At 55.7% G+C, this 24,164-nt stretch carries 24 protein-coding genes; 4 read left to right on the top strand and 20 right to left on the bottom strand.

Going from position 1 to position 24,164, the window contains the following annotated elements:
• Positions 1–30: 30 nt before the first annotated feature.
• The 8 genes from fabF to yceD all read right to left on the bottom strand — a co-directional run bounded on the left by fabF (position 31) and on the right by yceD (position 6,171).
• A complete protein-coding gene (gene fabF, locus KUE00_RS06065) occupies positions 31–1,272 on the bottom strand; it encodes a beta-ketoacyl-ACP synthase II (protein WP_246758759.1) in 1,242 nt (413 codons plus the stop codon).
• Positions 1,273–1,361: 89 nt separating this feature from the next.
• A complete protein-coding gene (gene acpP, locus KUE00_RS06060; RefSeq protein WP_124233666.1) occupies positions 1,362–1,598 on the bottom strand; it encodes an acyl carrier protein in 237 nt (78 codons plus the stop codon).
• Positions 1,599–1,752: 154 nt separating this feature from the next.
• Entirely contained in the window at positions 1,753–2,487 is a 735-nt protein-coding gene (gene fabG / locus KUE00_RS06055) for a 3-oxoacyl-ACP reductase FabG (RefSeq protein WP_246758758.1), read from the bottom strand.
• A gap of 13 nt (positions 2,488–2,500) precedes the next feature.
• Positions 2,501–3,430 carry an ACP S-malonyltransferase gene (gene fabD, locus KUE00_RS06050; RefSeq protein WP_246758757.1) on the bottom strand — a complete coding sequence of 310 codons (930 nt, stop codon included), beginning with the start codon at positions 3,428–3,430 and terminating at the stop codon, positions 2,501–2,503.
• A gap of 16 nt (positions 3,431–3,446) precedes the next feature.
• Positions 3,447–4,400, bottom strand: coding sequence for a beta-ketoacyl-ACP synthase III (locus KUE00_RS06045; RefSeq protein WP_246758756.1), 954 nt, complete (start codon positions 4,398–4,400; stop codon positions 3,447–3,449).
• Between the two features lie 6 nt (positions 4,401–4,406).
• Positions 4,407–5,441 (bottom strand): phosphate acyltransferase PlsX, encoded by a 1,035-nt coding sequence (gene plsX, locus KUE00_RS06040; protein ID WP_246758754.1) that lies wholly within the window; start codon positions 5,439–5,441, stop codon positions 4,407–4,409.
• Positions 5,442–5,464: 23 nt separating this feature from the next.
• Positions 5,465–5,635 carry a 50S ribosomal protein L32 gene (gene rpmF, locus KUE00_RS06035; RefSeq protein WP_013025362.1) on the bottom strand — a complete coding sequence of 57 codons (171 nt, stop codon included), beginning with the start codon at positions 5,633–5,635 and terminating at the stop codon, positions 5,465–5,467.
• A gap of 14 nt (positions 5,636–5,649) precedes the next feature.
• Entirely contained in the window at positions 5,650–6,171 is a 522-nt protein-coding gene (gene yceD, locus KUE00_RS06030; protein ID WP_246758753.1) for a 23S rRNA accumulation protein YceD, read from the bottom strand.
• 142 nt (positions 6,172–6,313) lie between these two features.
• Between yceD and KUE00_RS06025 the strand changes: the two genes are divergently transcribed.
• On the top strand, positions 6,314–6,895 hold the full coding sequence (locus KUE00_RS06025; protein WP_246758752.1) for a Maf family protein: 582 nt from the start codon (positions 6,314–6,316) through the stop codon (positions 6,893–6,895).
• Positions 6,896–7,003: 108 nt separating this feature from the next.
• Here KUE00_RS06025 and rluC read toward each other — a convergent pair whose 3' ends face one another.
• On the bottom strand, positions 7,004–7,966 hold the full coding sequence (rluC, locus tag KUE00_RS06020) for a 23S rRNA pseudouridine(955/2504/2580) synthase RluC (RefSeq protein ID WP_246758751.1): 963 nt from the start codon (positions 7,964–7,966) through the stop codon (positions 7,004–7,006).
• 571 nt (positions 7,967–8,537) lie between these two features.
• Here rluC and rne point away from each other — a divergent pair.
• Positions 8,538–12,368, top strand: a complete 3,831-nt coding sequence (rne, locus tag KUE00_RS06015) for a ribonuclease E (RefSeq protein WP_246758750.1) — start codon at positions 8,538–8,540, stop codon at positions 12,366–12,368.
• A 684-nt stretch (positions 12,369–13,052) separates the two neighbouring features.
• Here rne and flgL read toward each other — a convergent pair.
• The 11 genes from flgL to flgB form a co-directional block, all read right to left on the bottom strand.
• The gene (gene flgL, locus KUE00_RS06010; RefSeq protein WP_246758748.1) at positions 13,053–14,018 is read right to left on the bottom strand and encodes a flagellar hook-associated protein FlgL; all 966 of its coding nucleotides are present in this window, start codon (positions 14,016–14,018) and stop codon (positions 13,053–13,055) included.
• Positions 14,019–14,038: 20 nt separating this feature from the next.
• The gene (gene flgK, locus KUE00_RS06005) at positions 14,039–15,691 is read right to left on the bottom strand and encodes a flagellar hook-associated protein FlgK (RefSeq protein WP_246758747.1); all 1,653 of its coding nucleotides are present in this window, start codon (positions 15,689–15,691) and stop codon (positions 14,039–14,041) included.
• 121 nt (positions 15,692–15,812) lie between these two features.
• Positions 15,813–16,754, bottom strand: coding sequence for a flagellar assembly peptidoglycan hydrolase FlgJ (flgJ, locus tag KUE00_RS06000; protein WP_246758746.1), 942 nt, complete (start codon positions 16,752–16,754; stop codon positions 15,813–15,815).
• Complete coding sequence (locus tag KUE00_RS05995) at positions 16,754–17,851, bottom strand: flagellar basal body P-ring protein FlgI (RefSeq protein ID WP_281434519.1); 1,098 nt, start codon at positions 17,849–17,851, stop codon at positions 16,754–16,756. Before KUE00_RS05995 ends, flgJ begins: the two co-directional genes overlap by 1 nt.
• 9 nt (positions 17,852–17,860) lie before the next feature.
• Positions 17,861–18,562: a flagellar basal body L-ring protein FlgH gene (locus tag KUE00_RS05990; protein WP_246758744.1), complete on the bottom strand. Its 702-nt coding sequence runs from the start codon at positions 18,560–18,562 to the stop codon at positions 17,861–17,863.
• A 72-nt stretch (positions 18,563–18,634) separates the two neighbouring features.
• Positions 18,635–19,417: a flagellar basal-body rod protein FlgG gene (flgG, locus tag KUE00_RS05985; protein WP_246758743.1), complete on the bottom strand. Its 783-nt coding sequence runs from the start codon at positions 19,415–19,417 to the stop codon at positions 18,635–18,637.
• 17 nt (positions 19,418–19,434) lie between these two features.
• The gene (locus KUE00_RS05980) at positions 19,435–20,175 is read right to left on the bottom strand and encodes a flagellar basal body rod protein FlgF (RefSeq protein ID WP_246758742.1); all 741 of its coding nucleotides are present in this window, start codon (positions 20,173–20,175) and stop codon (positions 19,435–19,437) included.
• Between the two features lie 21 nt (positions 20,176–20,196).
• A complete protein-coding gene (flgE, locus tag KUE00_RS05975; protein ID WP_246758741.1) occupies positions 20,197–21,405 on the bottom strand; it encodes a flagellar hook protein FlgE in 1,209 nt (402 codons plus the stop codon).
• A 26-nt stretch (positions 21,406–21,431) separates the two neighbouring features.
• Positions 21,432–22,103 (bottom strand): flagellar hook assembly protein FlgD, encoded by a 672-nt coding sequence (gene flgD, locus KUE00_RS05970; protein ID WP_246758740.1) that lies wholly within the window; start codon positions 22,101–22,103, stop codon positions 21,432–21,434.
• An 11-nt stretch (positions 22,104–22,114) separates the two neighbouring features.
• Positions 22,115–22,519 (bottom strand): flagellar basal body rod protein FlgC, encoded by a 405-nt coding sequence (gene flgC / locus KUE00_RS05965; RefSeq protein WP_246758738.1) that lies wholly within the window; start codon positions 22,517–22,519, stop codon positions 22,115–22,117.
• Positions 22,520–22,522: 3 nt separating this feature from the next.
• The gene (flgB, locus tag KUE00_RS05960) at positions 22,523–22,936 is read right to left on the bottom strand and encodes a flagellar basal body rod protein FlgB (protein WP_246758737.1); all 414 of its coding nucleotides are present in this window, start codon (positions 22,934–22,936) and stop codon (positions 22,523–22,525) included.
• A 155-nt stretch (positions 22,937–23,091) separates the two neighbouring features.
• Between flgB and flgA the strand changes: the two genes are divergently transcribed.
• Entirely contained in the window at positions 23,092–23,757 is a 666-nt protein-coding gene (gene flgA / locus KUE00_RS05955) for a flagellar basal body P-ring formation chaperone FlgA (protein WP_246758736.1), read from the top strand.
• Positions 23,758–23,857: 100 nt separating this feature from the next.
• Entirely contained in the window at positions 23,858–24,160 is a 303-nt protein-coding gene (gene flgM / locus KUE00_RS05950; RefSeq protein WP_246758735.1) for a flagellar biosynthesis anti-sigma factor FlgM, read from the top strand.
• Positions 24,161–24,164 lie beyond the last annotated feature (4 nt).

Below are 24,164 nucleotides of genomic sequence, written 5' to 3'. Positions count from 1 at the left end.
GCGCGGCGGGCCTGTCATAAAAGCAGGTCGTTAAATTTTACGGAAAATCAGCGAGCCGTTGGTGCCGCCGAAACCGAAGGAGTTGCACAGAGCATACTCCAGACCTTTAACCTGACGCGCCGTGTGGGGCACAAAATCCAGATCGCAACCTTCATCCGGATTATCCAGATTGATGGTTGGCGGAATGACCTGGTCGCGCAGTGCAAGGATGGAGTAGATAGATTCTACCGCGCCTGCCGCGCCTAACAGATGACCGGTCATGGATTTCGTTGAGCTGACCATCACGCGGGATGCCGCCGCACCAAAGACCGACTTTACGGCCTGGGCTTCTGCAATGTCGCCCGCTGGCGTCGAGGTGCCGTGTGCGTTGATGTAGCCAATTTGCTCTGCTGACAGCTGCGCATCACGCAGGGCATTTTCCATCGCCAGCGCCGCGCCCGCACCGTTTTCCGGCGGTGAGGTCATATGATACGCATCGCTGCTCATGCCAAAACCTACCAGTTCAGCGTAGATTTTCGCGCCGCGTTTTTTAGCGTGCTCATACTCTTCCAGCAGGACGATTCCCGCACCGTCGCCCAGCACGAAGCCATCGCGATCTTTATCCCACGGACGGCTTGCCGCCTGCGGATTGTCGTTACGGGTTGAAAGCGCACGCGCCGCGCCGAAGCCGCCGATGCCCAGTGGCGTACTGCCCTTTTCCGCGCCGCCGGCCAGCATTACGTCCGCATCGTTATAGGCAATCATACGTGCTGCCTGACCGATGTTGTGGACGCCGGTAGTACAGGCGGTAGAAATGGCAATGCTCGGCCCTTTCATGCCGTACATAATCGTCAGGTGACCGGCGATCATGTTCACAATGGTGGAAGGCACAAAGAAAGGACTGATTTTACGTGGGCCACCGTTAACCAGCGACGTATGGTTTTCTTCAATCAAACCAAGACCGCCAATACCGGAACCGATTGCGGCACCGATACGGTGAGCATTTTCGTCAGTAATGACCAGACCGGAATCCTGCATGGCCTGAATGCCAGCGACAACTCCATATTGAATGAAAGCATCCATCTTGCGCTGATCTTTGCGCGAGATAAATTCTTCGCAGTTAAAATCCTTTACTAAGCCAGCAAAACGCGTTGCGTAGGCGCTAGCTTCAAAATGGTCGATCGGGCTGATGCCACTCTGACCGGCAACAAGAGCATTCCAGGTAGACTCTACGGTATTGCCGACAGGAGACAACATGCCAAGACCGGTCACAACTACACGACGCTTAGACACGTTCGTCCTCCAGGGAGGGGAAAATAGGGAAATCAGTGGGACGTACAGATAAAACTCAGGCGGTCGAGTGACCGCCTGGAGATGCTCACTTAGCCCTGGTGACCATTGATGTAATCAATAGCAGCCTGAACGGTAGTGATTTTCTCAGCTTCTTCGTCCGGAATCTCGGTATCAAACTCTTCTTCCAGAGCCATTACCAGCTCAACGGTATCAAGAGAATCAGCGCCCAGATCTTCTACAAAAGAGGCAGTGTTAACAACTTCTTCCTGCTTAACGCCAAGCTGCTCGCCAATGATTTTCTTAACGCGTTCTTCGATAGTGCTCATACTATTAAATTTCCTATCAAAACTCGCTTTCGCGATGGTTTTCGTAGTGTATAAAATGTTGAAAAAGATGCAACTAAATCCCGGCTGGTCAAACCACGAATTTACGCTATTTTGCGGGTTTTACCGCAAATAACGCAAATACTTTTCGTGATTATCAGACCATGTACATTCCGCCATTGACGTGCAGCGTTTCACCAGTGATGTACGCCGCCTCGTCAGAGGCTAAAAATGCAACGGCACTGGCGATTTCCTGCGCGTCGCCAAGACGACCCGCCGGCACTCCCGCCAGAATGCCCGCACGCTGCTCTTCAGTCAGCGCACGCGTCATGTCGGTTTCAATGAAACCGGGAGCCACAACGTTAACGGTAATACCACGTGACGCGACTTCCCGCGCCAGTGACTTGCTGAAGCCGATCAAACCCGCTTTTGCTGCTGCGTAGTTTGCCTGGCCCGCATTACCCATTGTTCCAACAACGGAGCCAATGGTAATAATTCGGCCTACGCGTTTCTTCATCATAGCGCGCATTACCGCTTTTGACAGGCGGAATACGGAAGTAAGATTAGTGTCCAGGATATCCTGCCACTCATCGTCCTTCATACGCATCAGAAGATTATCACGCGTGATGCCAGCATTATTGACTAAAATGTCTACTTCGCCAAATTCCGCGCGAATATTTCCCAGCACTTCTTCAATAGAAGCACTATCGGTCACATTCAGCAGCAGGCCTTTGCCATTGCTGCCCAGGTAAGCGCTGATAGCTTCTGCGCCGCTCTGGCTGGTCGCCGTACCGATCACTTTCGCGCCGCCCGCGACCAGTTTTTCTGCAATCGCACGGCCAATGCCGCGGCTCGCGCCGGTTACCAGCGCAATTTTTCCTTCGAAGTTCATCTTCATCCTCTTTTTACTGCTCGATCGCCGCTGACAGGCTGGCCGGGTCGTTCACCGGTGCCGCCGTCAGGGTGTCTACAATTCGCTTTGTCAGCCCGGTCAGTACTTTACCCGGCCCGGCTTCCAGCAGTGACGTTACGCCCTGCTGCGCCATAAATTCTACGCATTCGGTCCAGCGAACCGGGCTGTACAGCTGGCGAACCAGCGCGCTACGAATAGCTTCCGCCGAGGTTTCGCAGCGCACATCAACGTTGTTCACTACCGGAATAGCCGGCGCGTTGAAGGTCAGCTGTTCCAGCGCAACGGCCAGCTTGTCTGCCGCAGGCTTCATCAGCGCGCAGTGAGACGGTACGCTGACCGGTAAAGGCAGCGCACGCTTGGCACCGGCGGCCTTACAGGCTGCACCAGCACGCTCCACCGCCGCTTTATTTCCGGCAATCACTACCTGGCCCGGTGAGTTAAAGTTCACCGGCGAGACAACCTCGCCCTGCGCCGCTTCTTCACAGGCTTTGGCGATAGAGGCGTCGTCCAGGCCGATAATCGCCTGCATGGCGCCCGTTCCTTCCGGAACCGCTTCCTGCATCAGTTTGCCGCGCAGTTCAACCAGCTTAATGGCGTCTTTAAAATCGATCACGCCTGCGCAAACCAGCGCACTATACTCGCCAAGGCTGTGTCCTGCCAGCATTGCTGGCGCAGATCCGCCTTTTTCCTGCCAAACGCGGAAAATAGCAACAGATGCAGCCAGTAAAGCGGGCTGGGTCTGCCAGGTTTTGTTCAGTTCTTCAGCAGGACCGTTCTGCACCAGCGCCCACAGGTCGTAACCCAGCGCGGCGGAAGCTTCGCCAAAAGTTTGTTCAACCAGCGGATTTTCAGCGGCCAGTTCGGCCAGCATGCCCACCGTCTGCGATCCCTGTCCCGGGAAAACCATTGCAAATTGCGTCATTGTTCTATCCTGTTAATCAAAAACGAACCAGCGCCGAACCCCAGGTGAACCCGCCACCAAAGGCTTCCAGCAGAATCAGCTGGCCCGGTTTAATCCGACCGTCGCGCACCGCTTCGTCCAGTGCAGACGGCACGGAAGCGGCAGAGGTGTTGCCGTGACGGTCGAGCGTGACCACCACTTTATCCATCTCCATGCCCAGCTTGCGCGCGGTTGCGCTGATAATGCGCAGGTTAGCCTGATGCGGCACCAGCCAGTCGATAGCTTCGCGCTCCAGGTTATTGGCTTTCAGCGTTTCTTCAACGATGTGCGCCAGCTCCGTTACCGCAACTTTAAACACTTCGTTACCGGCCATTTTGAGATACGAAGGCTGATCCTGGTGCTCACGATCCTGATTGGCGAGAGAGAGAAGCTGACCATAGCGGCCATCTGCATGCAGATGGGTAGAAATGATGCCTGGCTCTTCGCTCGCACCTAATACTACCGCGCCTGCGCCATCGCCAAACAGGATGATGGTGCCGCGATCCTCAGGATCGAGCGTGCGCGCCAGCGCGTCAGCACCGATCACCAGCGCATTTTTTACCGCGCCGTTTTTAATGTACTGATCGGCCACGCTCAGCGCGTAGGTGAAACCAGCACAGGCGGCAGCCAGATCGAAGGAAGCCGCATCGTTAATATCCAGCATCTGCTGGATCATGCAGGCAGAGCTTGGAAACGCGTGGCTGGAAGAGGTGGTCGCCACCACAATCAGGCCAATATCGTTTTTGTCGATACCCGCCATTTCCAGTGCGCGTTCCGCGGCGTGGAAACCCATCGTGGCCACGGTTTCGTCTGCTGCTGCAATACGACGTTCACGGATACCGGTTCGTGTGACAATCCACTCGTCCGAGGTATCCACCATTTTTTCCAGATCGGCGTTAGTCCGCACCTGTTCGGGCAGATAGCTGCCCGTACCGATAATCTTCGTATACATGTACGCTCAGTCACTCTTAGGTAATACAGTTTCAAGGCGGGCGGCAATCCGCTCGGGAAGTTGCCGCCGCACCGCCTGCTCTGCCTGTTTTATTGCCGCAACAAATGCGTGCTGGCTGGCAGCGCCGTGGCTTTTTACCACGGTTTTGCGTAGCCCCAACAGGCAGGCGCCATTGTACTGGTCAGGGTCGAGCTGGCCGAACCGCTTCGCCAGGCGTTTTTTGACAAAACGTCCTAACAGCGACAGCCACCAGGCCCTTTTTTTACCTTCGCCTTGTGATTGCAACAGCGAAAGAAACACTCTTACCACGCCTTCCATAGTCTTTAACGTCACGTTGCCGATGAAACCATCGCACACAAGGACGTCTGTTTTGCCGGTAAGAAGTTCGTTGCCTTCGAGGTATCCAATATAGTTAATTTCCGGCGACTCTCGCAGAATAGTTGCGGCGTCCCGGATACTGTCTAAACCTTTGGTCTCTTCCTGACCGATATTGAGCAGCGCCACGCGAGGACGCGTAACGGACAGCATATCTTCTGCCATTACCGCCCCCATAACGGCGAACTGCACCAGCATGGCGCTGGTTGCGTCGACGTTAGCGCCTAAATCCAGCACCACCGTTTTACCTGCCTGTACGTTAGGCAGCACGGTCATCAGTGCCGGACGCTCAATGCCGTTTAACGGCCCAAGCACAAGTTTAGCCAGCCCCATCAGTGCACCTGTGTTACCGGCACTAATGCAGGCTTCTGCCCGCCCCTCTTTCACCAGCTCAAGCGCCACGCGCATGGAGGTACCCCGGCTGTGGCGTATCGCCTGGGCAGGCCTGGCATCACTGGCAATAACCGACTCGGCAGGAATAATCTGCAGACGTTCCCGCAGGGCGGAATCAGCTTTTGCGAGTAATGACGTGATTTTGTCGGGATGACCGACCAGAAGAAGGTGCAGCTGCGCGTCTGATGCCAGTGCCTGCATTGCCGCAGGCACTGTCACGCAGGGACCGAAATCCCCGCCCATGGCATCAATCGCCAGGGTCAAACGTGTCAAAGTATCGCCGGCTGGGCCGTGAATTACTTAACGATGACCTTGCGACCGCGGTAGTAACCATCCGCAGTGATGTGGTGACGCAGATGCGTTTCGCCAGAAACTTTATCTACGGAAAGAGTGGCAGTGGTCAGCGCATCGTGTGAACGACGCATGCCACGTTTGGAACGGGTTGGTTTATTCTGTTGTACGGCCATGGACCTTACTCCTATTACTTACGCTTTAAACTGGCTAATACGGCAAATGGGTTTGGTTTTTCCGCCTCTGCAGGCAACTTGCCAAAGACCATGTCCGCCTCGGACACTTCACAGTGTTCAGAATCATGCACCGGAACGACAGGCAGGGCGAGGATGAGTTCATCTTCTACCACCGCCAGCAGATCAATTTCGCCAAACTCGTTGACGTTGACCGGCTCGTACGCTTCCGGCAGTGCCTCTGCCTGTTCGTCAGTGACGACCGGGCTGAAGCAATACGTTACGTGGACGGCATGCGGAAAGGACTGGCCGCAGCGTTGACAAGACAGCGTAACGGAAACCGCAGCAGTGCCATTCAGCACGGCTAAACGCTGATTGTCGATCGCGAACGACATCGTACAATCTACATCACTGTCCACACTCACTACCGATTCGGCAAGACGCTCCACCTGTTCAGGGGTGTAAACGCCCTGGTAATCCAGGCGCTTCTGAGCGGTGCGAACCGGATCGAGAGTCAGGGGTAATTTTACCTTTTGCATAGGGCGCGCATATTAACTTTGTAACGAGATAGAGTCAAAGAAAAAGGCCGTTTTACAGCATCTTTCACCCATTATTCGCATCCAGTGCGGCGCATAGTTTAAAATGTCCTGCACTCCTGCGCTATCTATTCCGGAAAAAATTATGACACAGCTGGTTCTGGCTTCAACTTCCCCTTTCAGAAAAGTGCTGCTTGAGAAGCTAGGCATGCCCTTTATTACTGCTGCGCCAGACGTGGATGAAACACCACAACCCAATGAATCGGCAACAGATTTAGTACAGCGACTCGCCGCTGCCAAAGCGCGTGCGCTGGCCGTTAACTACCCTGCCCATTTGATTATAGGCTCCGATCAGGTTTGCGTGATTGACGGTAAAATAACCGGAAAACCTCATACTAAAGAGAAGGCCTGCGCGCAATTACGTCAGGCCAGCGGGCACAGCGTGATTTTTTATACAGGGCTGGCACTTTTTGACAGTCGAAATAATAACCTGAAGGTGATTTGTGAACCCTTTAGCGTGGATTTCAGATTATTAAGTGAAGAAGAAATCATTAACTATGTTGATAAAGAGCAGCCGCTTAACTGTGCGGGAAGCTTTAAAAGCGAAGGGCTGGGAATAACGCTGTTCGATCGGTTAACCGGCCGCGATCCTAATACGCTGGTGGGACTGCCGCTGATAGCGCTTTGCGAGATGCTGCGTGAGGCGGGCGTGAATCCGCTGGAGTGAGATGTGGTGAGAGCCGCGCTTCCATGCGCAAATCGTTCTCGACGTGAGAACGTCAGCCGCCGTGCTTAAAAACAATGATTAATCTGAGAAAGCCTGCAATACAGCCTGTTACTTATCCGGCGATGTTTTCCTTAATACCGCCAGGCAATGTTTAAGTTCATCATCCAGTGGAGCTTCAACCCGCATTACTTCACCGGTATTAGGATGGGTGAACTTCAGCGCAGCCGCGTGCAGAAAAAGCCTTTTGAGTCCCGTACCTGCCAGCTGGGCGTCGAAATCCCGCTCGCCGTAGCGGTCATCAAAGGCAATCGGATGACCCGCATGCAGCGTATGGACACGGATCTGATGTGTGCGCCCGGTAATCGGACTGGCTTTTACCAGCGTGGCTTTGGCGTAGCGCTCTTCTACTTTAAAACGCGTTTCCGACGGCTTGCCTTCGCTGCTGACGCGCACTATACGCTCGCCGCTTTGCAGAATATTTTTCAGCAGCGGTGCCTGCACGGCCTTGATATGGGAAGGCCACGAACCGCGTACCAGCGCCAGATAATCTTTTTGCATGCCTTTTTCACGTAGCTGCTCGTGCAGCGAGCGCAGCGCGGAACGCTTTTTGGCCACCAGCAGAATGCCTGAGGTATCGCGATCGAGGCGGTGCACCAGCTCCAGAAAGCGCGCCTCAGGACGCAGCGCGCGCAGCCCTTCAATCACGCCGAAGCTCAGCCCGCTGCCACCGTGGACGGCCGTGCCTGATGGCTTGTTCATCACCAGAATATGATCGTCTTCATAGATAATGGCGTGAGCAAGCGCGGCAACCTTGTCCAGCTTTGGCGAAACCGCGGCTTCTTCCCGCTCGGCAACGCGTACCGGAGGAATGCGCACTTCATCCCCCGCTTCCAGCTTATATTCTGGCTTAATTCGACCTTTATTAACGCGCACCTCGCCCTTGCGCAAAATGCGATAAATCATGCTTTTTGGCACGCCTTTAAGCTGCGTGCGTAAAAAATTGTCGATGCGCTGTCCCGCTTCATCAGCGGAAATCGTCACCATTTGTACTGCAGGAGTATTGGTTTTCATGGTTCGCGATTCTAAATAGAGCGCCAGGATAGCGCCACTTCTTTTTCTGTGCTTAACTGACAGTGACCTTATCCTGCCAGAGTTTAAGACTGTTTTTTAGGCAATTTGCTGAAAAGCGCTGCAAATCGTCTGAATTGCTGGAATAAACTTCGCAGAGCGGGAAAAGTCACCTTGCTATCACAAGCTTAGCGATGGAATAATGATTCCGTTTTCCTGGTTAATCCTTGTGAAACGAGAAAAAAGCGTTATAAGAGATTTTGCCGGATAGCCCATACACGCAGCAATGGCGTAAGACGTATTGTGCAATCAGGCATTTAGCGGGCTGCGGGTTGCAGCCTGGACGACAAGACGGGATGGGTTCACTCTGGTTAGTTCTGGCGGTTTCCCTTCTTTAATAAATGCGCTGTTTTCCAGATGAAAAACAGGCTACCGAGATTTTGCGCCCCTTGAGCCGCCGATAACCGGGAGGTTGACGGCTTTGCGATGAGACACGGGGCCATCGGTCAGAAGCGTCCAGCGTTACTATTGCCCGTAGCTTTGTCACTAATGTAAGAATAATGAGTAAGTTACGATGAAAAGAATGTTGATCAACGCAACTCAACAGGAGGAGTTGCGTGTTGCCCTCGTGGATGGACAACGCCTGTACGATCTGGATATTGAAAGCCCCGGACACGAACAGAAAAAAGCGAACATCTATAAAGGTAAAATTACCCGCATTGAGCCAAGTCTGGAAGCCGCCTTTGTTGATTACGGCGCTGAAAGACACGGTTTTCTCCCTCTGAAAGAAATCTCCCGCGAAAACTTTCCTGCTAACTATTCTTCTCACGGCCGCCCAAATATTAAAGACGTGCTGCGTGAAGGCCAGGAAGTCATTGTTCAGATCGATAAAGAAGAGCGCGGTAATAAAGGCGCGGCGTTAACCACCTTTATTAGCCTGGCCGGTAGCTATCTGGTACTGATGCCAAATAACCCGCGCGCTGGCGGTATTTCACGTCGTATTGAAGGCGATGACCGCACCGAGCTGAAAGAGGCGCTTTCCGCGCTGGAGCTGCCGGAAGGCATGGGTCTTATCGTTCGCACCGCCGGCGTTGGCAAGTCTGCCGAGGCGCTGCAGTGGGATCTGAGCTTCCGGATGAAGCACTGGGAAGCCATCAAAAAAGCCGCCGACAGCCGCCCTGCTCCCTTTCTAATCCATCAGGAAAGCAACGTCATCGTTCGCGCGTTCCGCGACTATCTGCGCCAGGACATCGGCGAAATCCTGATTGATAACCCGAAAGTGCTGGAGCTGGCTCGCCAGCATATCGCCGCGCTGGGCCGTCCGGATTTTAGCAGCAAAATTAAGCTCTACACCGGTGAAATCCCGCTGTTCAGCCACTATCAGATCGAGTCGCAAATCGAGTCGGCCTTCCAGCGTGAAGTGCGCCTGCCGTCCGGCGGCTCTATCGTTATCGACAGCACCGAAGCGCTGACCGCGATTGATATCAACTCCGCTCGCGCTACCCGCGGTGGCGACATCGAAGAAACGGCATTTAATACTAACCTGGAAGCGGCAGACGAAATCGCCCGCCAGCTGCGCCTGCGCGATCTGGGCGGCCTGATCGTTATCGACTTTATCGATATGACGCCGGTTCGCCACCAGCGCGCGGTAGAAAACCGCCTGCGCGAAGCGGTGCGTCAGGATCGTGCCCGTATTCAAATCAGCCATATTTCACGCTTCGGCCTGCTGGAGATGTCTCGTCAGCGCCTTAGCCCATCGCTGGGTGAGTCAAGCCATCACGTTTGTCCTCGCTGTAGCGGTACCGGCACCATTCGCGATAACGAATCGCTGTCGCTCTCCATTCTGCGCCTGATTGAAGAAGAAGCGCTGAAAGAAAACACTAAAGAAGTCCACGCCATTGTTCCGGTTCAGATTGCTTCTTACCTGCTGAACGAAAAACGTGAAGCGGTGAGCGCTATTGAGAAGCGTCAGGGCGGCGTGCGTGCCATTATCGTGCCAAACGATCAGATGGAAACGCCACACTACTCCGTGCTGCGCGTGCGCAGTGGCGAAGAGACGCAGACCCTGAGCTATCACCTGCCGAAGCTGCATGAAGCGGAAATGGCGCTGCCTTCTGAAGAAGAGCACGCCGAGCGTAAGCGTCCTGAACAACCTGCCCTGGCAGCGTTTGTTATGCCGGATGCGCCACCTGCACCTCAGGAAGCGCCAGCTGCTGCGCCAGCCGAGCCGGTGGCTGCTCCTCAGCCTGCCGCTGTTGCCGCACCTGGCAATGAGCCTGGTCTGGTTGGTCGCTTCCTTCGTGGCCTGAAGAAAATGTTCGCGGGTGAGGAAAAACCTGTTGAGCAGCCGCAGCCTGAAGCAGTAGTGGAAGAAGAAAAAGCGCCGGAAGCCGCGCCACCGCGCAGCGAACGCCGCAACAACCGTCGCCAGAATAACCGCCGCGATCGTAACAACAGCGAGCGTTATGGTGACCGTAGCGAACGCAACAACGATCGCAACGGCGAACGTAACGAGCGTAATAACGATCGCAATGGCGAACGCACTAACGATCGCAACAACAACCGTAACGACCGCAACTCTAACCGTAACGAGCGCATGGTACGCGACATCGATCCAAACGCGGAAGCGCGTGAAGATAATCGTCGCAACAAGCGTAACGTTGCTGCGCCACAGGCAGATGCGCCAGTCAGCGAAGAAGTGCGTAACCAGCAGCGCGAAGAGCAGCAACAGCAGCGTCGCGAACAGCGTGCTGAACGTAAACGTCGCCAGGAAGAAAAACGCCTGGCCGCGCAGGAAGAGAAAGTTGCTGAAACCGCACCGGTAATGGAAGCGGAAGCCGCAACCGAGCAAAGCGAAGAGACGGTGCAGGTTATGCCGCGTCGTAAGCCGCGCCAGCTCAATCAAAAAGTGCGTATTGAAACGGCCGAGCAAACCGCCGCCCGCTCTTTCGCGCCAGCCGAGCCGGATTCCGCTGAAGAGCAGCCAGCTCTGACTAACGCGTCAGATGTTACCGAAGCGGAAGATGAAGATCGCGACAGCAACAGCATGCCGCGTCGTTCACGCCGTTCGCCACGCCATCTGCGCGTCAGCGGCCAGCGCCGTCGTCGCTATCGTGACGAGCGTTATCCAAATCAGTCACCGATGCCGCTAACCTTTGCTGCCGCTTCTCCGGAGATGGCTTCAGGTAAGGTATGGGTCTCTTATCCGGTAGCGCACGTTTCCGACGACAATGAAATCGAGCAGTCTGTCGTGCCGGATTACGGTCATGAAGACGCCCTCGCTGAAACGCTGTCACAGGAAGTGCAGGACGAAGCGCAGCCGGTGCACATCGCCGAGCCACAACAGGAGCCAGCTACCGTTGCTGAGAACGCGGCTTTTGCAGCACCGGTCATCGCTGACAGCACCGCCGCTATCGACGCTCCGGTGAACGAAGAGCCTGCGGTTATTTCGGGCGCTGACGAAAAAGCGGCTGAAGCTGTTGCACAGCAGGCTTTCCCGGCCGACCAGGGCCAGGCCGACATCCGCACGCAGGGCGTGGCTGAAGAAGCGCCGGTTGCGCAGACGCCAGCCGTAACTTCTGCAACGGATGTTAATGCAGAAACTGCACGTCAGGTTGAAGAAGTGCTGAACGCGCCGGAAGTAACGGAAGAACCTGTTACTACTACCGAGCCTCATGCACCAGTGCCCGCCCGCGACGAACCTGTTGCTGCGGCAGCACAGACGTATGCTTCTGCACCTGCGGCCTCGCCTGCGCCAGTAGCCTCTGCCCAGCCTGAAGCTAGCGTACCAGCAGCATCTGCTCAGCAAGAAGCGGCACCTGTAGCAGCTCAGACTGAAGCAACTACGCCTGCGGTACCGGCTCAGCAAGAAGCGGCACCTGTAGCAGCGGCTCAGGCTGAAGCGACTACTCCTGCTGCACAGCATGCAGCAGCTCAGTCAGAAGCTACCGCGCCTGAGGCACCGGCTCAGCATGAAGCGGCGCCTGCAGCAGCGACTCAGGCTGAAGCGACCGCGCCTGCGGCACCGGTTCAGCACGAAGCGACGCCTGCAGCACCGGCTCAGTCTGCAACTGCAGCGCCTGAGTCACCTGCTCAGCCTGAAGCTGCGCGCGGATCGTTTGCTTCCGCTGCGCCAGCTAAGCCACAGGCACCGGTCGATGCTGCGCCTGTGCAGCAGGCACCGGCGCCAGCGGAAAGCGTGGTAAAAGCGCAGTCGGAAACCGCGGCTCCAGCGTTCAAGCATCACGCTACGGCACCGATGACCAAAGCGCCAGCGCCGGTTTATCAGCAAGAGCCGGCCCGTCACAGCGACTGGGTTCGTCCTGCTTTTAACTTTGAAGGCAAAGGTTCTGCGGGCGGTCACGCTGCAACGCATCAGGCAACTGCACCGGCTACGCGCCCGTAGCAGTTCCCGCTGATAAAAAGCCCTGGTCACTGACCGGGGCTTTTTTTTGGCTACCTGCCAGCGAGGTGACCGAGGCTTTTTTAGCTACCTGCCAGCAAGGTGACCGAGGCTTTTTGGCTACCTGCCAGCGAGATAACCGAGGCTTTTTTGGCTACCTGTTAGCGAGGTGACCGAGGCTCTTTTAGCTACCTGCTAGCGAGGTAGCCGAGGCTTTTTTGGCTACCTGCCAGCGAGATAATCGGGGCTTTTATGGCTACCTGCCAGCAAGGTGACCGAGGCTTATTTAGCTACCTGCCAGCGAGATAACCGAGGCTTTTTTAGCTGCCTCCCAGCGAAGAGACCGAGATTTTTTTTAGCCGCCTGTCAGCGAGATAACCGAGGCTTTTTTTTTGGGCTACCTGTCAGCAAGGTGACAATGGGCCAGCATTACCGGCCAGTGAAAACCTTTCGTTTGGCTGTGGCCTTGTATTTTCATACTTAGTTTTATGGCAGAAGATTAGTTTGAAAATGCTGCATAGCGCGAGAAGATGGCGAAAGTTGCTCGCCCCGTTTTTACCGGGCTGCTGCATCAGTTTGAACAGGGGGGTTTATTACTGGCAAAAAAAATCCCGTCGTCAGGAGGTTAATCTGAAGACGGGAAAAAGGTGGACGAACCCGGTTTAAGCGCGTCCAAAATGGGTAAACCTAAGAATTAATTTTAAACAGTGACATCTGTGACATTGAGCTGAACACCTTATAAGAAGCCTGCAGCGCCGCCTGCTTCATGGTGTAGGACGAAATCGTACTGGTATAGTCCGCATCAACCAGGTTACTCATCTGGGTTGACTGGTTTAGCGTGGTATCGTCAGCTTTAGATTCAATATTATCCAGCTCGCTGAGCTGGGTACCCACTTCAGACTGCACTTTCAGTACGTTGTTCATCGAGTTACGGAGACCGCGGTTGGCCTTCGCCATATCCGCCGCCGCCGCGTCTTTAGTGGTTCCGTCGGCATCTGCCAGCGGCTGCTTCAGCGCGTTAATCGCCGTATTCAGCGTGGTAAAAATATTGGCTTCGCTGGCGCTGCCGTCCGGCTCTGGCGTGGCATTGCTGGTCAGGCTGGTAAACACCTGGCTGCCGGTATGGTTGGTCACCATAGTACGGCTGTCATCCACTTTCTGGCTGATTGCCGTATCGCCGCCGTTATAGGTCACGTTGCCGCTGGCGTCCTGGGTGAAAGGCGCGGTATCCGACTTATAGCCAGCGAACATATAGCGGCCATTACCATCCGTCGAGTTCGCCAGGTTCATCAGCTGATCGCGCAGGCTGGTCAGCGTAGTCGCATAAGTCGAGCGGTCTTCGTCCGACAGCGTACCGGTTGACGCCGCAACAACCGCCGTCTGTGCCTGGGTAATCACGTTAGTTACCTGAGACAGGTTGGTATCTTCCTGTGACAGATTACTGGTAGCGAAGTTACGGGCCGTTTTGTACTGGCTGGTTTGCGCCTGAGCCTGAGAAAGCACAACTGCCTGAGCCGCCGCGACCGGGTCATCCGATGGATTGACCACGCGTTTGCCGGTTGATAACTGTTGACCTGACTTCAGCCAGCTGGCCTGCGAATCAGAAATGCCGCGCATCTGCTGGTCATAAATCATTGTGGTACTTAAGCGCATGATTTTATCCTTCTGAGGAATCAGCTTACGGCGCCAATCAGCGCGTTAAAAATGGTTTGGGCAGTCTGCAAAATCTGCGCGTTCGCCGTGTAATACTGCTGGTAGCGCGTCAGGTTGCCATACTCTTCATCCAGGTTGACGCCGGAAACGGACTGCTGCTGGTTGGTCAGCTGCGTTACCACGTTCGTCTGGGTGGTGCTGGTCGTTTCCAGATTGCTGGTTTTGTTGCCAATCGTGGCAACCATGCTGGCATAACCCTGCGTAATCGTGCTGCCGCCGCTAATGACACCTTTGGTCTGCAAATTCAGCAGCGACTGCGCGTTGTTGTTGTTGCTAACTCCATTATCGGCATCGGCAGCGGCGACTTTAGCTTCGTCGGTAATGTTCACGCTCATATTAGCGATGGTGTTGGCTACCGGCTTGACCAGGAAGCTGTCTTTCGCCGCAGGCGTGCCGCTGACCGTCAGCTGTAAGCCATCGAAACTGAGCGTTGGGTTACCGCTGCTGTCCGTTCCCGCCGTGGCGGTCACGCTGGCATTGTCGGACTGGCGCTTGACGTTCCAGTTGGTGCCGTCGTAGCTCACCGTATAATCTGAGGCCTTTACGCTGCTGGTATCTGTCCACGCCGCAGAGACGGAAGCCGTACTGGTATTCTTTGTATTTGCCGTGACGGACGGGCCACCAAGGTTAAAGAAAGCTTCGCCCGCATCGCCATTGCTGTCATAGCCCGCTTCGTGCTGGGTGTTGAAGCTGTCGCCCAGCGCCATCGCCATCTGGCCAAGCTGGTTACGGGTTGTATCCAGATCGCTACGGAAAGCGAGCAGACCGCCCAGCGAGCCGGTTGTAATCTGGCTATCGGGAATTTCAGTGGTTTTACCGCTGGTGGAGTCCACGGTCGCCACTACTTTACGTGTTGGATCGGCGCTGGAAGAGACAGAGGCCAGTTTGTTATAGCTGTCGCCCTGCACCAGCGAAATACCGTTGCCGATGCTGATGTTGTAGCTGCCGCCATCCTGCTGACTGACGGTCACGCCGACAATATTGTTCAGATCGCTGACCAACTGGTCGCGCTGATCCAGCAGATCGTTAGGGGAGTTACCCGCGCCCGCGCCTTTCAGCTTGGTGATCTGCTGGTTGATATTGGCGATCTGTTTGGCGTAGCCGTTGATCTGGTCGACGCTGGAAGTGATCGAGGTGCTCAGGCTGCTGTCCGCGTTACGCAGATAGGTATCGGTCACTTTGAACTGGTTTACCAGGCCATCTGCCTTGCCCAATACTGCCTGACGCGACGAGGAGTCAGAAGCGTTACTGACCAGCGTTTGCAGGGAAGAGAAAAAATCCTGCACGGTGGTCGACAGCGTATTGGTAGTGCCGGAGAACATATCGTCAATGTTCGACATCTGGCTATACTGCGTGGTCAACGCGCTGGACTGGGTGCTGGCGCTGCGCAACTGGTTAGTAATAAACGCATCGTACTCGCGGTTGACGCTGGCAACCGAAACGCCGTTACCATAATACTGCGTACCGTTCAGCGTACTGCTTGCCTGAGCCAGAACCGTTGTCTGACGTGAATAGCCGGCAACGCTGTAATTGCTAATGTTGTTACTGGTGGTGCTCAACGCGGCCGAAGCGGCGTTGATACCGGTCATAGCGGTATTAATTAAGTTAGACATGTCGGTTCCTTATCACCCTGGCTCAGCACGGCCCGGCAGTACAATCGGTTACCGGCCTGCGTTAACGCAAATCCGGCTTTACAAAGTTATCGGCAAAATTAACGCAAACTTGAGCGAGAAATCAGAACAAATCGCCCAGATCCTGGGTGTAAGCCTTCACGACCTTTTCGCCCATATTTTTGAATTGCTGGATCATTCCCACCAGCTTCTGCGCATATTTTGGATCGGTTGCGTAGCCTGCGGCCTGCAACGCTTTCGCGCCCTGCTCCGGCGTCGCCGCCGTGGTAACCGCCTGATAGCGCGGGTTATTGGCAATCAGTTTTACGTAGTCGTTCAGCGCATCGAAATAAGAGTCGTAAACGCGGAATTTGGCTTTTACCTTTTTCGCTTCGCCGTGCTCATATTCGGTGGTGGTGATTTCCGTGGTTTTGCCCTGCCAGCTGCCCGTCGCTTTGATACCAAAAAGGTTGTAGCTCGGCTTGCCTTCAGCGGTCATGATCTGGCGCTGTCCCCAGCCAGACTCCAGCGCGGCCTGCGCCAGGATCAGGTGATGAGGAATACCGGTACCGGCGCTGGCCTCGATGGCCGGCTGTGACAGTTTGGCGATAAAGTCGCTGCTGTCGCCGCTGAGCGGCGTGTCCGCAGGTGCTGGTAAGCGCGGTACGGCCTTACGCACAATCTGTTCCATCGCCAGCGGCGGCAGCGTGTTGATAAAGTCTTTGTCCAGCATCATCGGCACGGTGCCCGCTTTTTCATCGGGCGACTGCGCCTGCTCCATTTGCTTGACCATCATGTCGGCCAGGCCCAGTCCTTTAGAGGCGATCTGCTGCCCAATCTGCTGATCGTACATGGACGTATAAAGACGCGTCTGTTCAGTGCTCAGCAGGCCATCCTGCGGCAGCGCCTGACGCATGCTTTTCAACATCATTTGTACAAACATCCCTTCTACCTGCTTTGCAACTTCCCGCGCATGCGCTTTCGGGTCGCTGCTGGCCTGACGTTTCAGGGTGTTCAGGGCGCCGCTGTCATACGCGGCTCCCATCAGAGACTGGGTATCGCTCATCAGATAATTTCCAGTTTGGCGTGCAGACAGCCCGCGCTCTGCATTGACTGCAGGATAGACATTAAGTCGATTGGCGTAGCGCCCAGTGCGTTCAGTGCGCGAACCACGCTGTTCAGATTGGCGCTGGCGTTAACGCTTTGCAGTGCGCCACCGCTCTGACGTAAATCGATCTGCGTTTGCGGCGTCACTGCCGTCTGGCCGCCCGCAAACGGCGTGTTCGGCTGGCTAACGTTCTGCTGCTGGTTAACCGTGACCGACAGATTGCCCTGAGCGATAGCGCAGGAACTGAGCATCACTTCGCGGTTCATGACTACCGAGCCGGTACGCGAGTTGATAATCACTTTCGCGTCCTGAATCGGCACCGACACATCGATATTCTGGATATCGGCCAGCAGGCGAACCTGGGAAGTGCCGTTGGCAGAAACCTGTACCTGCACGGTACGGCCATCCAGCGCCTGGGCTGAGCCGTAGCGACCGTTGATCGCATCAGCGATGCGCTGCGCCATGCTGAAGTCTTCTTCATTCAGGAACAGGTTAATGACGTTAGAGGTGCCGAAGTTATTCGACAGCTCGCGTTCAATGGTGGCTCCGCCGGTGATGCGACCACCGTTAACCTGGTTTACCGTCACGCTGCTGCCGCCTGCTGAAGCACCCGCACCGCCGACCAGAATGTTACCCTGAGCCAGGGCGTAAACCTGATTGTCGACGCCTTTCAGCGGCGTCATCAGCAGCGTACCGCCGCGCAGGCTCTTCGCGTTACCCATTGAGGAAACCACCACGTCAATCACCTGCCCCTGGCGGCCGAACGCTGGCAGCTTGGCGGTGACCATCACCGCCGCCACGTTTTTCAGCTGCATGTTGGTGCCGCTTGGGACAGTAATACCCAGCTGCGACAACATGTTGTTCAAACTCTGCGTGGTAAACGGCGTCTGGGTGGTCTGGTCACCAGACCCGTCCAGGCCAACCACCAGACCGTAACCGATCAGCGAGTTATCGCGTACGCCGCCAACCGTGGTCAAATCGCGAATGCGATCGGCGTGGGCGAAGGCGCTGATAGCGGTCAGCAGCAGCAGGGTGAATCGAATAATCTTACGCATTTTAACCTCTTAGAATGGTGACAGGTTCAGGAAGAACCGTTGCAGCCAGCCCATCGTCTGTGCCTCATTGATATAGCCGTTGCCGACGTACTCAATGCGGGCATCCGCCACCTGGGTCGAAATTACGCTGTTGCTGCCGCTGATGGTGCGTGGGTTGACCACGCCCGAGAAGCGGATAAATTCCGTGCCCTGGTTAATCTCAATCTGTTTCTCACCGACCACTTTCAGGTTGCCGTTCGGCAGAACCTGGTTCACGGTCACGGTGATGGTGCCGGTAAAGGTGTTGTTCGCCGTAGCGCCGCCTTTACCTGCAAAAGTATTCTTGCCGCTGCCATCCAGCGTAGCTTTGTCGCCGCCCAGCAGGCCGGTCAACGCGCTTGGTACGGCGGTCAGGCCCACAGTGGCACTGCCGTCGCGTCCCGCAGACGCGGTGGAACTCTTACTGGCACTGACGTTTTCCTGCAGGGTAATGGTCAGCGTATCGCCAATATTACGTGGACGACGATCCTCGAACAGCGGCTGGTAGCCGTAGTTCATTGGCATCACGCCCTGAAAAATGGAACCGTTAACAACCGGTGGCGAAGCAGGCAGCGGCTGGGCCGTTGTCGAACCTTCCACCAGAGGCTTACGTGGAACTAAAGCACAACCGTTAAGCGTCAGCAGCGCTAAGGCTACCAACAAGCGTCCAGGCATTGAGATTTGCTTCGCCATGGAATTAACCTTTAATAATGAATGAAAACTTTTATCAGAGCCGGGCGAACCCGGCCGTTACTGCTGTTTTACTTACAGCTGAGTCAGCTTGGCCAGCATCTGATCGGATGTGCTGATTGCCTTACTGTTGATCTCATAGGCGCGCTGCGTCTGAATCATGCTTACCAGTTCCTCGGCAACGTTAACGTTGGAGGTTTCGACATAGCCCTGATAGAGCAGGCCCGCGCCGTTGTTGCCTGGCGTGCTGTCCGTTGGCGCACCGGATGCCTGCGTTTCCTGGTAAAGGTTTTCACCTTTGCTTTCCAGACCGGCATCGTTAATAAAGGTGCTCAGCGTCAGCTGACCAACCTGCGTCGGCTGAGTCTGGCCCTGCACCGTTACGCTGACCACGCCGTCACGGCCGATAGTCATGCTCAGTGCGTTAGCCGGGATAGTAATCGCAGGCTGCACCGGGAAACCGGCGTTGGTCACCAGCTGGCCGTTCTGGTCAGTCTGGAAAGAACCGTCGCGGGTATAGGCCAGCGTGCCGTCCGGCATCTGCACCTGGAAATAGCCCTGACCGCTGATCGCCACATCTTTCGATGAGTCGGTTTTGTTCAGGTTACCCTGGGTGTGCAGACGTTCTGTCGCTACCGGACGCGTACCTGTACCCATCTGCATACCGGAAGGCAGTGTCGTCTGCTCAGAAGACTGCGCGCCAGGCTGACGAATGGTCTGGTACATCAGGTCTTCAAACACGGCACGCTGGCGTTTAAAGCCGTTGGTGCTAACGTTTGCCAGGTTGTTCGAAATGACGTCCATATTGGTTTGCTGAGCGTCAAGACCGGTTTTGGCAATCCATAAAGAGTTAATCATGTTGTATTCCTCTGCACTTAGCTCATTGACAGCAGCTGGTTAGCGCGTTGTTCATTTTCATCGACGCTGGAGATAACTTTCATCTGCATCTCGAAGCGGCGTGAGTTAGCGATCATATCGACCATGGTCTGGGTAGAGCTGACGTTGCTGCCTTCCAGCACGCCAGGCATCACCTGAATGGTCGGGTCGCTCTGCAATGTCTGTGCCCCACCGGTGGGACGGAACAGGCCGTCGTCACCGCGAGTCACCTGCGAGCCGGTGGCTTTCACCAGCTTCAGCCGTCCCAGCTGCACAGTGGCGTTCGGCGGATCGCCCGGGTTCAGCGCGGTAATCGTTCCGTCAGCAGCAATGGTGATTTCCGACCCTTGCGGCACGGCGATCGGTCCACCGTCGCCCATGACCAGCTTGCCCTGAATGGTGAGCTGCCCGGCCGGGTTTAACTCCATGTTGCCGTTGCGGGTGTAGGCTTCAGAGCCATCTGCCGCCTGCACCGCCAGCCAGCCATCCTGACGAACAGCAACGTCCAGCGAGCGTCCGGTATAGTCCATCGCGCCTGGCGTCATATCCGACCCCGGCGTTGAAGCCGTGACCAGCGTACGGGTTGGCAGCGACTGGCCCTGCACCGGCACGGCACGCAGCGCGTTAAGCTGCGCACGGAAGCCCGGCGTTGAGGCGTTGGCCAGGTTGTTGGCCGTGACTGCCTGCTGTTCGAGGGTCTGGCTTGCCGCCCCCATTGCTGTATATATCGCGTGATCCATAGGACTCCCCTGTTAGCCGAATTAACGCAGGTTGACCAGGGTGTTGAGGATCTGGTCCTGAGTTTTGATGGTCTGGGCGTTGGACTGATAGTTACGCTGTGCCACGATCATGTTTACCAGCTCTTTACTCAGGTCAACGTTGGAAGATTCCAGCGCGCCTGCGGTCAGGGTGCCCAGGTTACCGGTGCCTGCCAGACCAATCAGTGCCTGACCAGAAGACGCGGTTGCAGACCAGACGTTGTTACCTTCAGACTTCAGGCCTTCCGGGTTAGCAAAGTTAGCCAGCGCGATCTGCCCCAGAGTCTGGCTTTTCTCGTTGGAGTAGTTGCCGACTACGGTGCCGTCGTTGTTAATCTGGTAGCTGGTCAGGTCGCCCGGCTTGTAGCCATCCTGCGTTGGGTTACCAAACGTTGTGGTGCCGGTGTTCTGCTGCTGGCTGCCGGTCATATCCAGCGAGAAAGTCGTCGCGGCTGAACCGTTCAGGCCCGCCAGCGATACCGACTGGGTTGCCGTGGAGGTCAGCTGACCGCTGGTGTTAAAGGTCATGTTAAAGGTGCCCACGTCCGCCGTTGGATCCGCTGCACTGCCATCCTTCACGTTCACGGTCCAGGCGTTGTCGCCGGTCTTGGTGAAGTAAAGGTTCAGGTTGTGCTCGTTACCCAGCGAGTCATAGGTGGTCATTGACGCTTTGCTGTTGTAAGAAGCCGTATTGTTAATATCCAGCGGCGTGGTAGTCGGCACGCTGTCGGTAGAGTTCAGGTTCGCCACCAGCGCTGCGGTAGAGGTCGATTTAGCCGCCATCGCCGTTGTTGGGATGCTCAGCGCAACCGGGTTAGCACCGGTCTGCACGGTTGGTGGCGTACCGGTTGCCGGATAGCCGGTCAGCTGCAGGCCGTTGGCGTTGACGATGTTGCGGTTGGCGTCCAGGGTAAACTGGCCGTTACGGGTATAGGACACCGCGCCGCTGCTGTCGGTCATACGGAAGAAACCAGACTGGCTGATCGCCACGTCCAGGCCACGGCTGGTGGAAGTGGTGGTACCGTCGTTAAAGTCCTGCGTTACCGCAGCCACTTTTACGCCCAGGCCCACTTTAGAATCCGCGAACATATCGGCGAAGGAAACGGTAGCGGATTTAAAACCCACCGTTGCGGAGTTAGCGATGTTGTTGCCGATAACGTCAAGGTTGCTGGAGGCGGCGTTTAAGCCACTGACTGCCTGAGAAAATGCCATCTGTGTATTCCTGAATTGGGGTTAAGTTAAATAATCTGACGAACATTCGCGACGGTGGTCGTACCCATCGTGCCGAGGTCCAGAACGGCACCGCTGGTGTCGTTAGTAACCCCATTAACCAATGCATAGTTCAGCGGCTGCGCGACCAGCTGGCCGCTGGCGTTGCTGGCGCTGATAGCCACGCTGTATTTACCGTCTGTTGCCGTGGTGCCATCAGCCTGTGAACCATCCCATGAGAAGGTATGGACACCGGCACTCAGCGCGCCCAGGTTGATGGTTTGCACCACTTTGCCGGACGAATCAGAAATAGTTGCCGTAGTCGCCGTGGAGGCCTGCGTCAGGCTAAGGCCGAACGGCGTAGTCTGGCTGCTGCCAACCAGCACCTGCGAGCCATCGACCATCACGCCGTGACCAATCAGCGTGGAAGCCTGCAAAGACTGTCCGCTGTTGATCTGGCCGGAAATCGATCCCAGCGTGGTGTTCAGTTTTTCAATACCGCTCAGGGTGTTGATCTGCGCCAGCTGGGTAGTCAGCTGGCTGTTGTCCATCGGATTCGTCGGGTCCTGGTTTTTCAACTGCGTGACCAACAGGGTCAGGAAGTTACTTTGCAGGTCGGCTGCCGAGGTATCGGTAGTCGACGACGACGAGGTAATAGCTGTGTTATCAAGTGACTCATTAACGCCAACGGTAATGCCCATCTGCCTGTTCCTTATTGACCCATGGTCAGGGTTTTCATCATCATTTGTTTCACGGTATTCAGTACTTCAACGTTGGCCTGATAGCTGCGCGAGGCCGACATGGTATTAACCGTTTCCCCGACCACATCGACGTTTGGCATCTTTACGTAGCCTTTGGCGTCTGCCATCGGATTACCCGGTTCGTAAACCAGTTTTGCTGGCGTTGGGTCATCGACGACCTGCGACACACGCACGCCGCCGGTTACTTCGCCTGGCTGCGCGTCGGTCTGGAAGACGACCTGCTTTGCCACATAAGGCTGACCATCCGGGCCGGTGACGCTGTCGGCGTTGGCCAGGTTACTGGCGCTGACGTTCAGGCGCTGCGACTGGGCGGCCATTGCCGAACCGGCGATGTTAAAAATATTCAGTAAAGCCATAAATTATTGCCCCTGTAGTACGGACATCATGCTTTTGATCTGCCCGCTGATGACGGTCAAATCCGTCTGGTACTTCAGGCTGTTATCGGCGAACTCGGTACGTTCACGGTCCATATCCACCGTGTTGCCATCCAGCGAAGGCTGGGAAGGCACGCGGTACATCAGATCCGCTGATGAAGGTTCCGCCGACTGTGCAGCGATATGGCGTGATGACGTTGTCGCCAGCGACATGCCCGTTCCCTGCGCCCGGCCCTGCTCCATCACTTTGCTCAGCTGGCTGGCAAAATCGATATCGCGCGCCTGATAGCCCGGCGTGTCCGCGTTAGCGATGTTGGATGCCAGGATCTCCTGCCGCTGGGCACGCAGGTTTAGCGCTTCGGTGTTAAACCGCAGTGCCGCGTCAAGTTTGTCGAGCATGCTTCCTCCGCAAGTTGAATTTCAGTGAGGAGAGAATAAGCGGACCAGGAATAATCCGATCGGCGGAATAGCGCTAAAAAGCGTCGTTAATTTGCGCCTTGACTTTGCGCGGGGGTCAGTAGAATTGTTGCCATGTTGTATTGAGGATGAAAAAAATGCGTGGTTTGACTTTCTTCCTGCTGGGACTGGGGATGGCGACAATGTCCGCCAGCGCCGCCGACTTAACGGCCCAGCTCAATCAATTTTTTAAAGCGCGCTATGGAGAAACCGGCCAGGGCGCCGATACTCTGAGCGTGGTGGTCAAAACGCCACAGACGCAATGGCCCACCTGTGAGGCTCCACAATTTTCTTTACCGGGCAATAGCCGGATGTGGGGCAACATGAGCGTGGCTGCTAACTGCGATCAGAACCGTCGTTACCTGCAGGTACAGGTTCAGGTCGAGGGTGACTATCTGGTGGCGGCCCGCCAGGTGGTACGCGGCACGGCGCTGACCGCAGATGATTTAAAAGTCGTACATGGCCGTCTGGATACGTTACCGGCACGCGCGGTTATTAATGCCGCCGACGTGGCTGACGGCATCGCGCTGCGGGACATTATTCCCGGCCAGCCGCTCACGATGATGATGGTGCGCCAGCCGTGGCGAGTAAAAGCAGGCGATAATGTTAACGTTATTGCCAGCGGAGACGGTTTTAATGTTGCCAGCGAGGGGCGCGCCATGAATAATGCGACCGCCGCGCAGCTGGTCAGAGTCAGAATGAATTCGGGACAGATTGTCAGCGGTAAAGTCGGCCCGGATGGGAATATTCTTATAACGCTATAAACAGCTAAAGATGGCTTCATCTCTGCCGATAGTGTAAATAACAGACGTAATACACTTAGCTATTCAGGCCGCGATTTGCCTGAACTTACAGGAGCCAGATATGAGCATCGACAGAACTCAGCCTACGAAGCCAGCCAGCACTGTGCAGCCTCGCGATCTTCCCGAAGTTGCCACGCCCAAGGCCCAAAAGACAGAGACAGCAACGAAAACTACCCCGTCGGGTACTCAGGTAGTATTGAGCGGCGCCCAGTCGCAGCTGACCAAAGCCAGCTCGCAGGATATTAACACCGCGCGCGTTGAGCAGCTGAAGAGCGCTATCCGTAATGGCGAGTTGAAAATGGATACCGGCAAAATTGCCGATGCCCTGATTCAGCAGGCCAAAGACTCTATAGAAGGTAACTAGGTAA

Origin of the sequence: Erwinia phyllosphaerae, assembly GCF_019132875.1 — a bacterium.
Classification (GTDB): Bacteria; Pseudomonadota; Gammaproteobacteria; order Enterobacterales; family Enterobacteriaceae; genus Erwinia; species Erwinia phyllosphaerae.
This window is presented reverse-complemented; position numbering and strand designations above follow the sequence as displayed.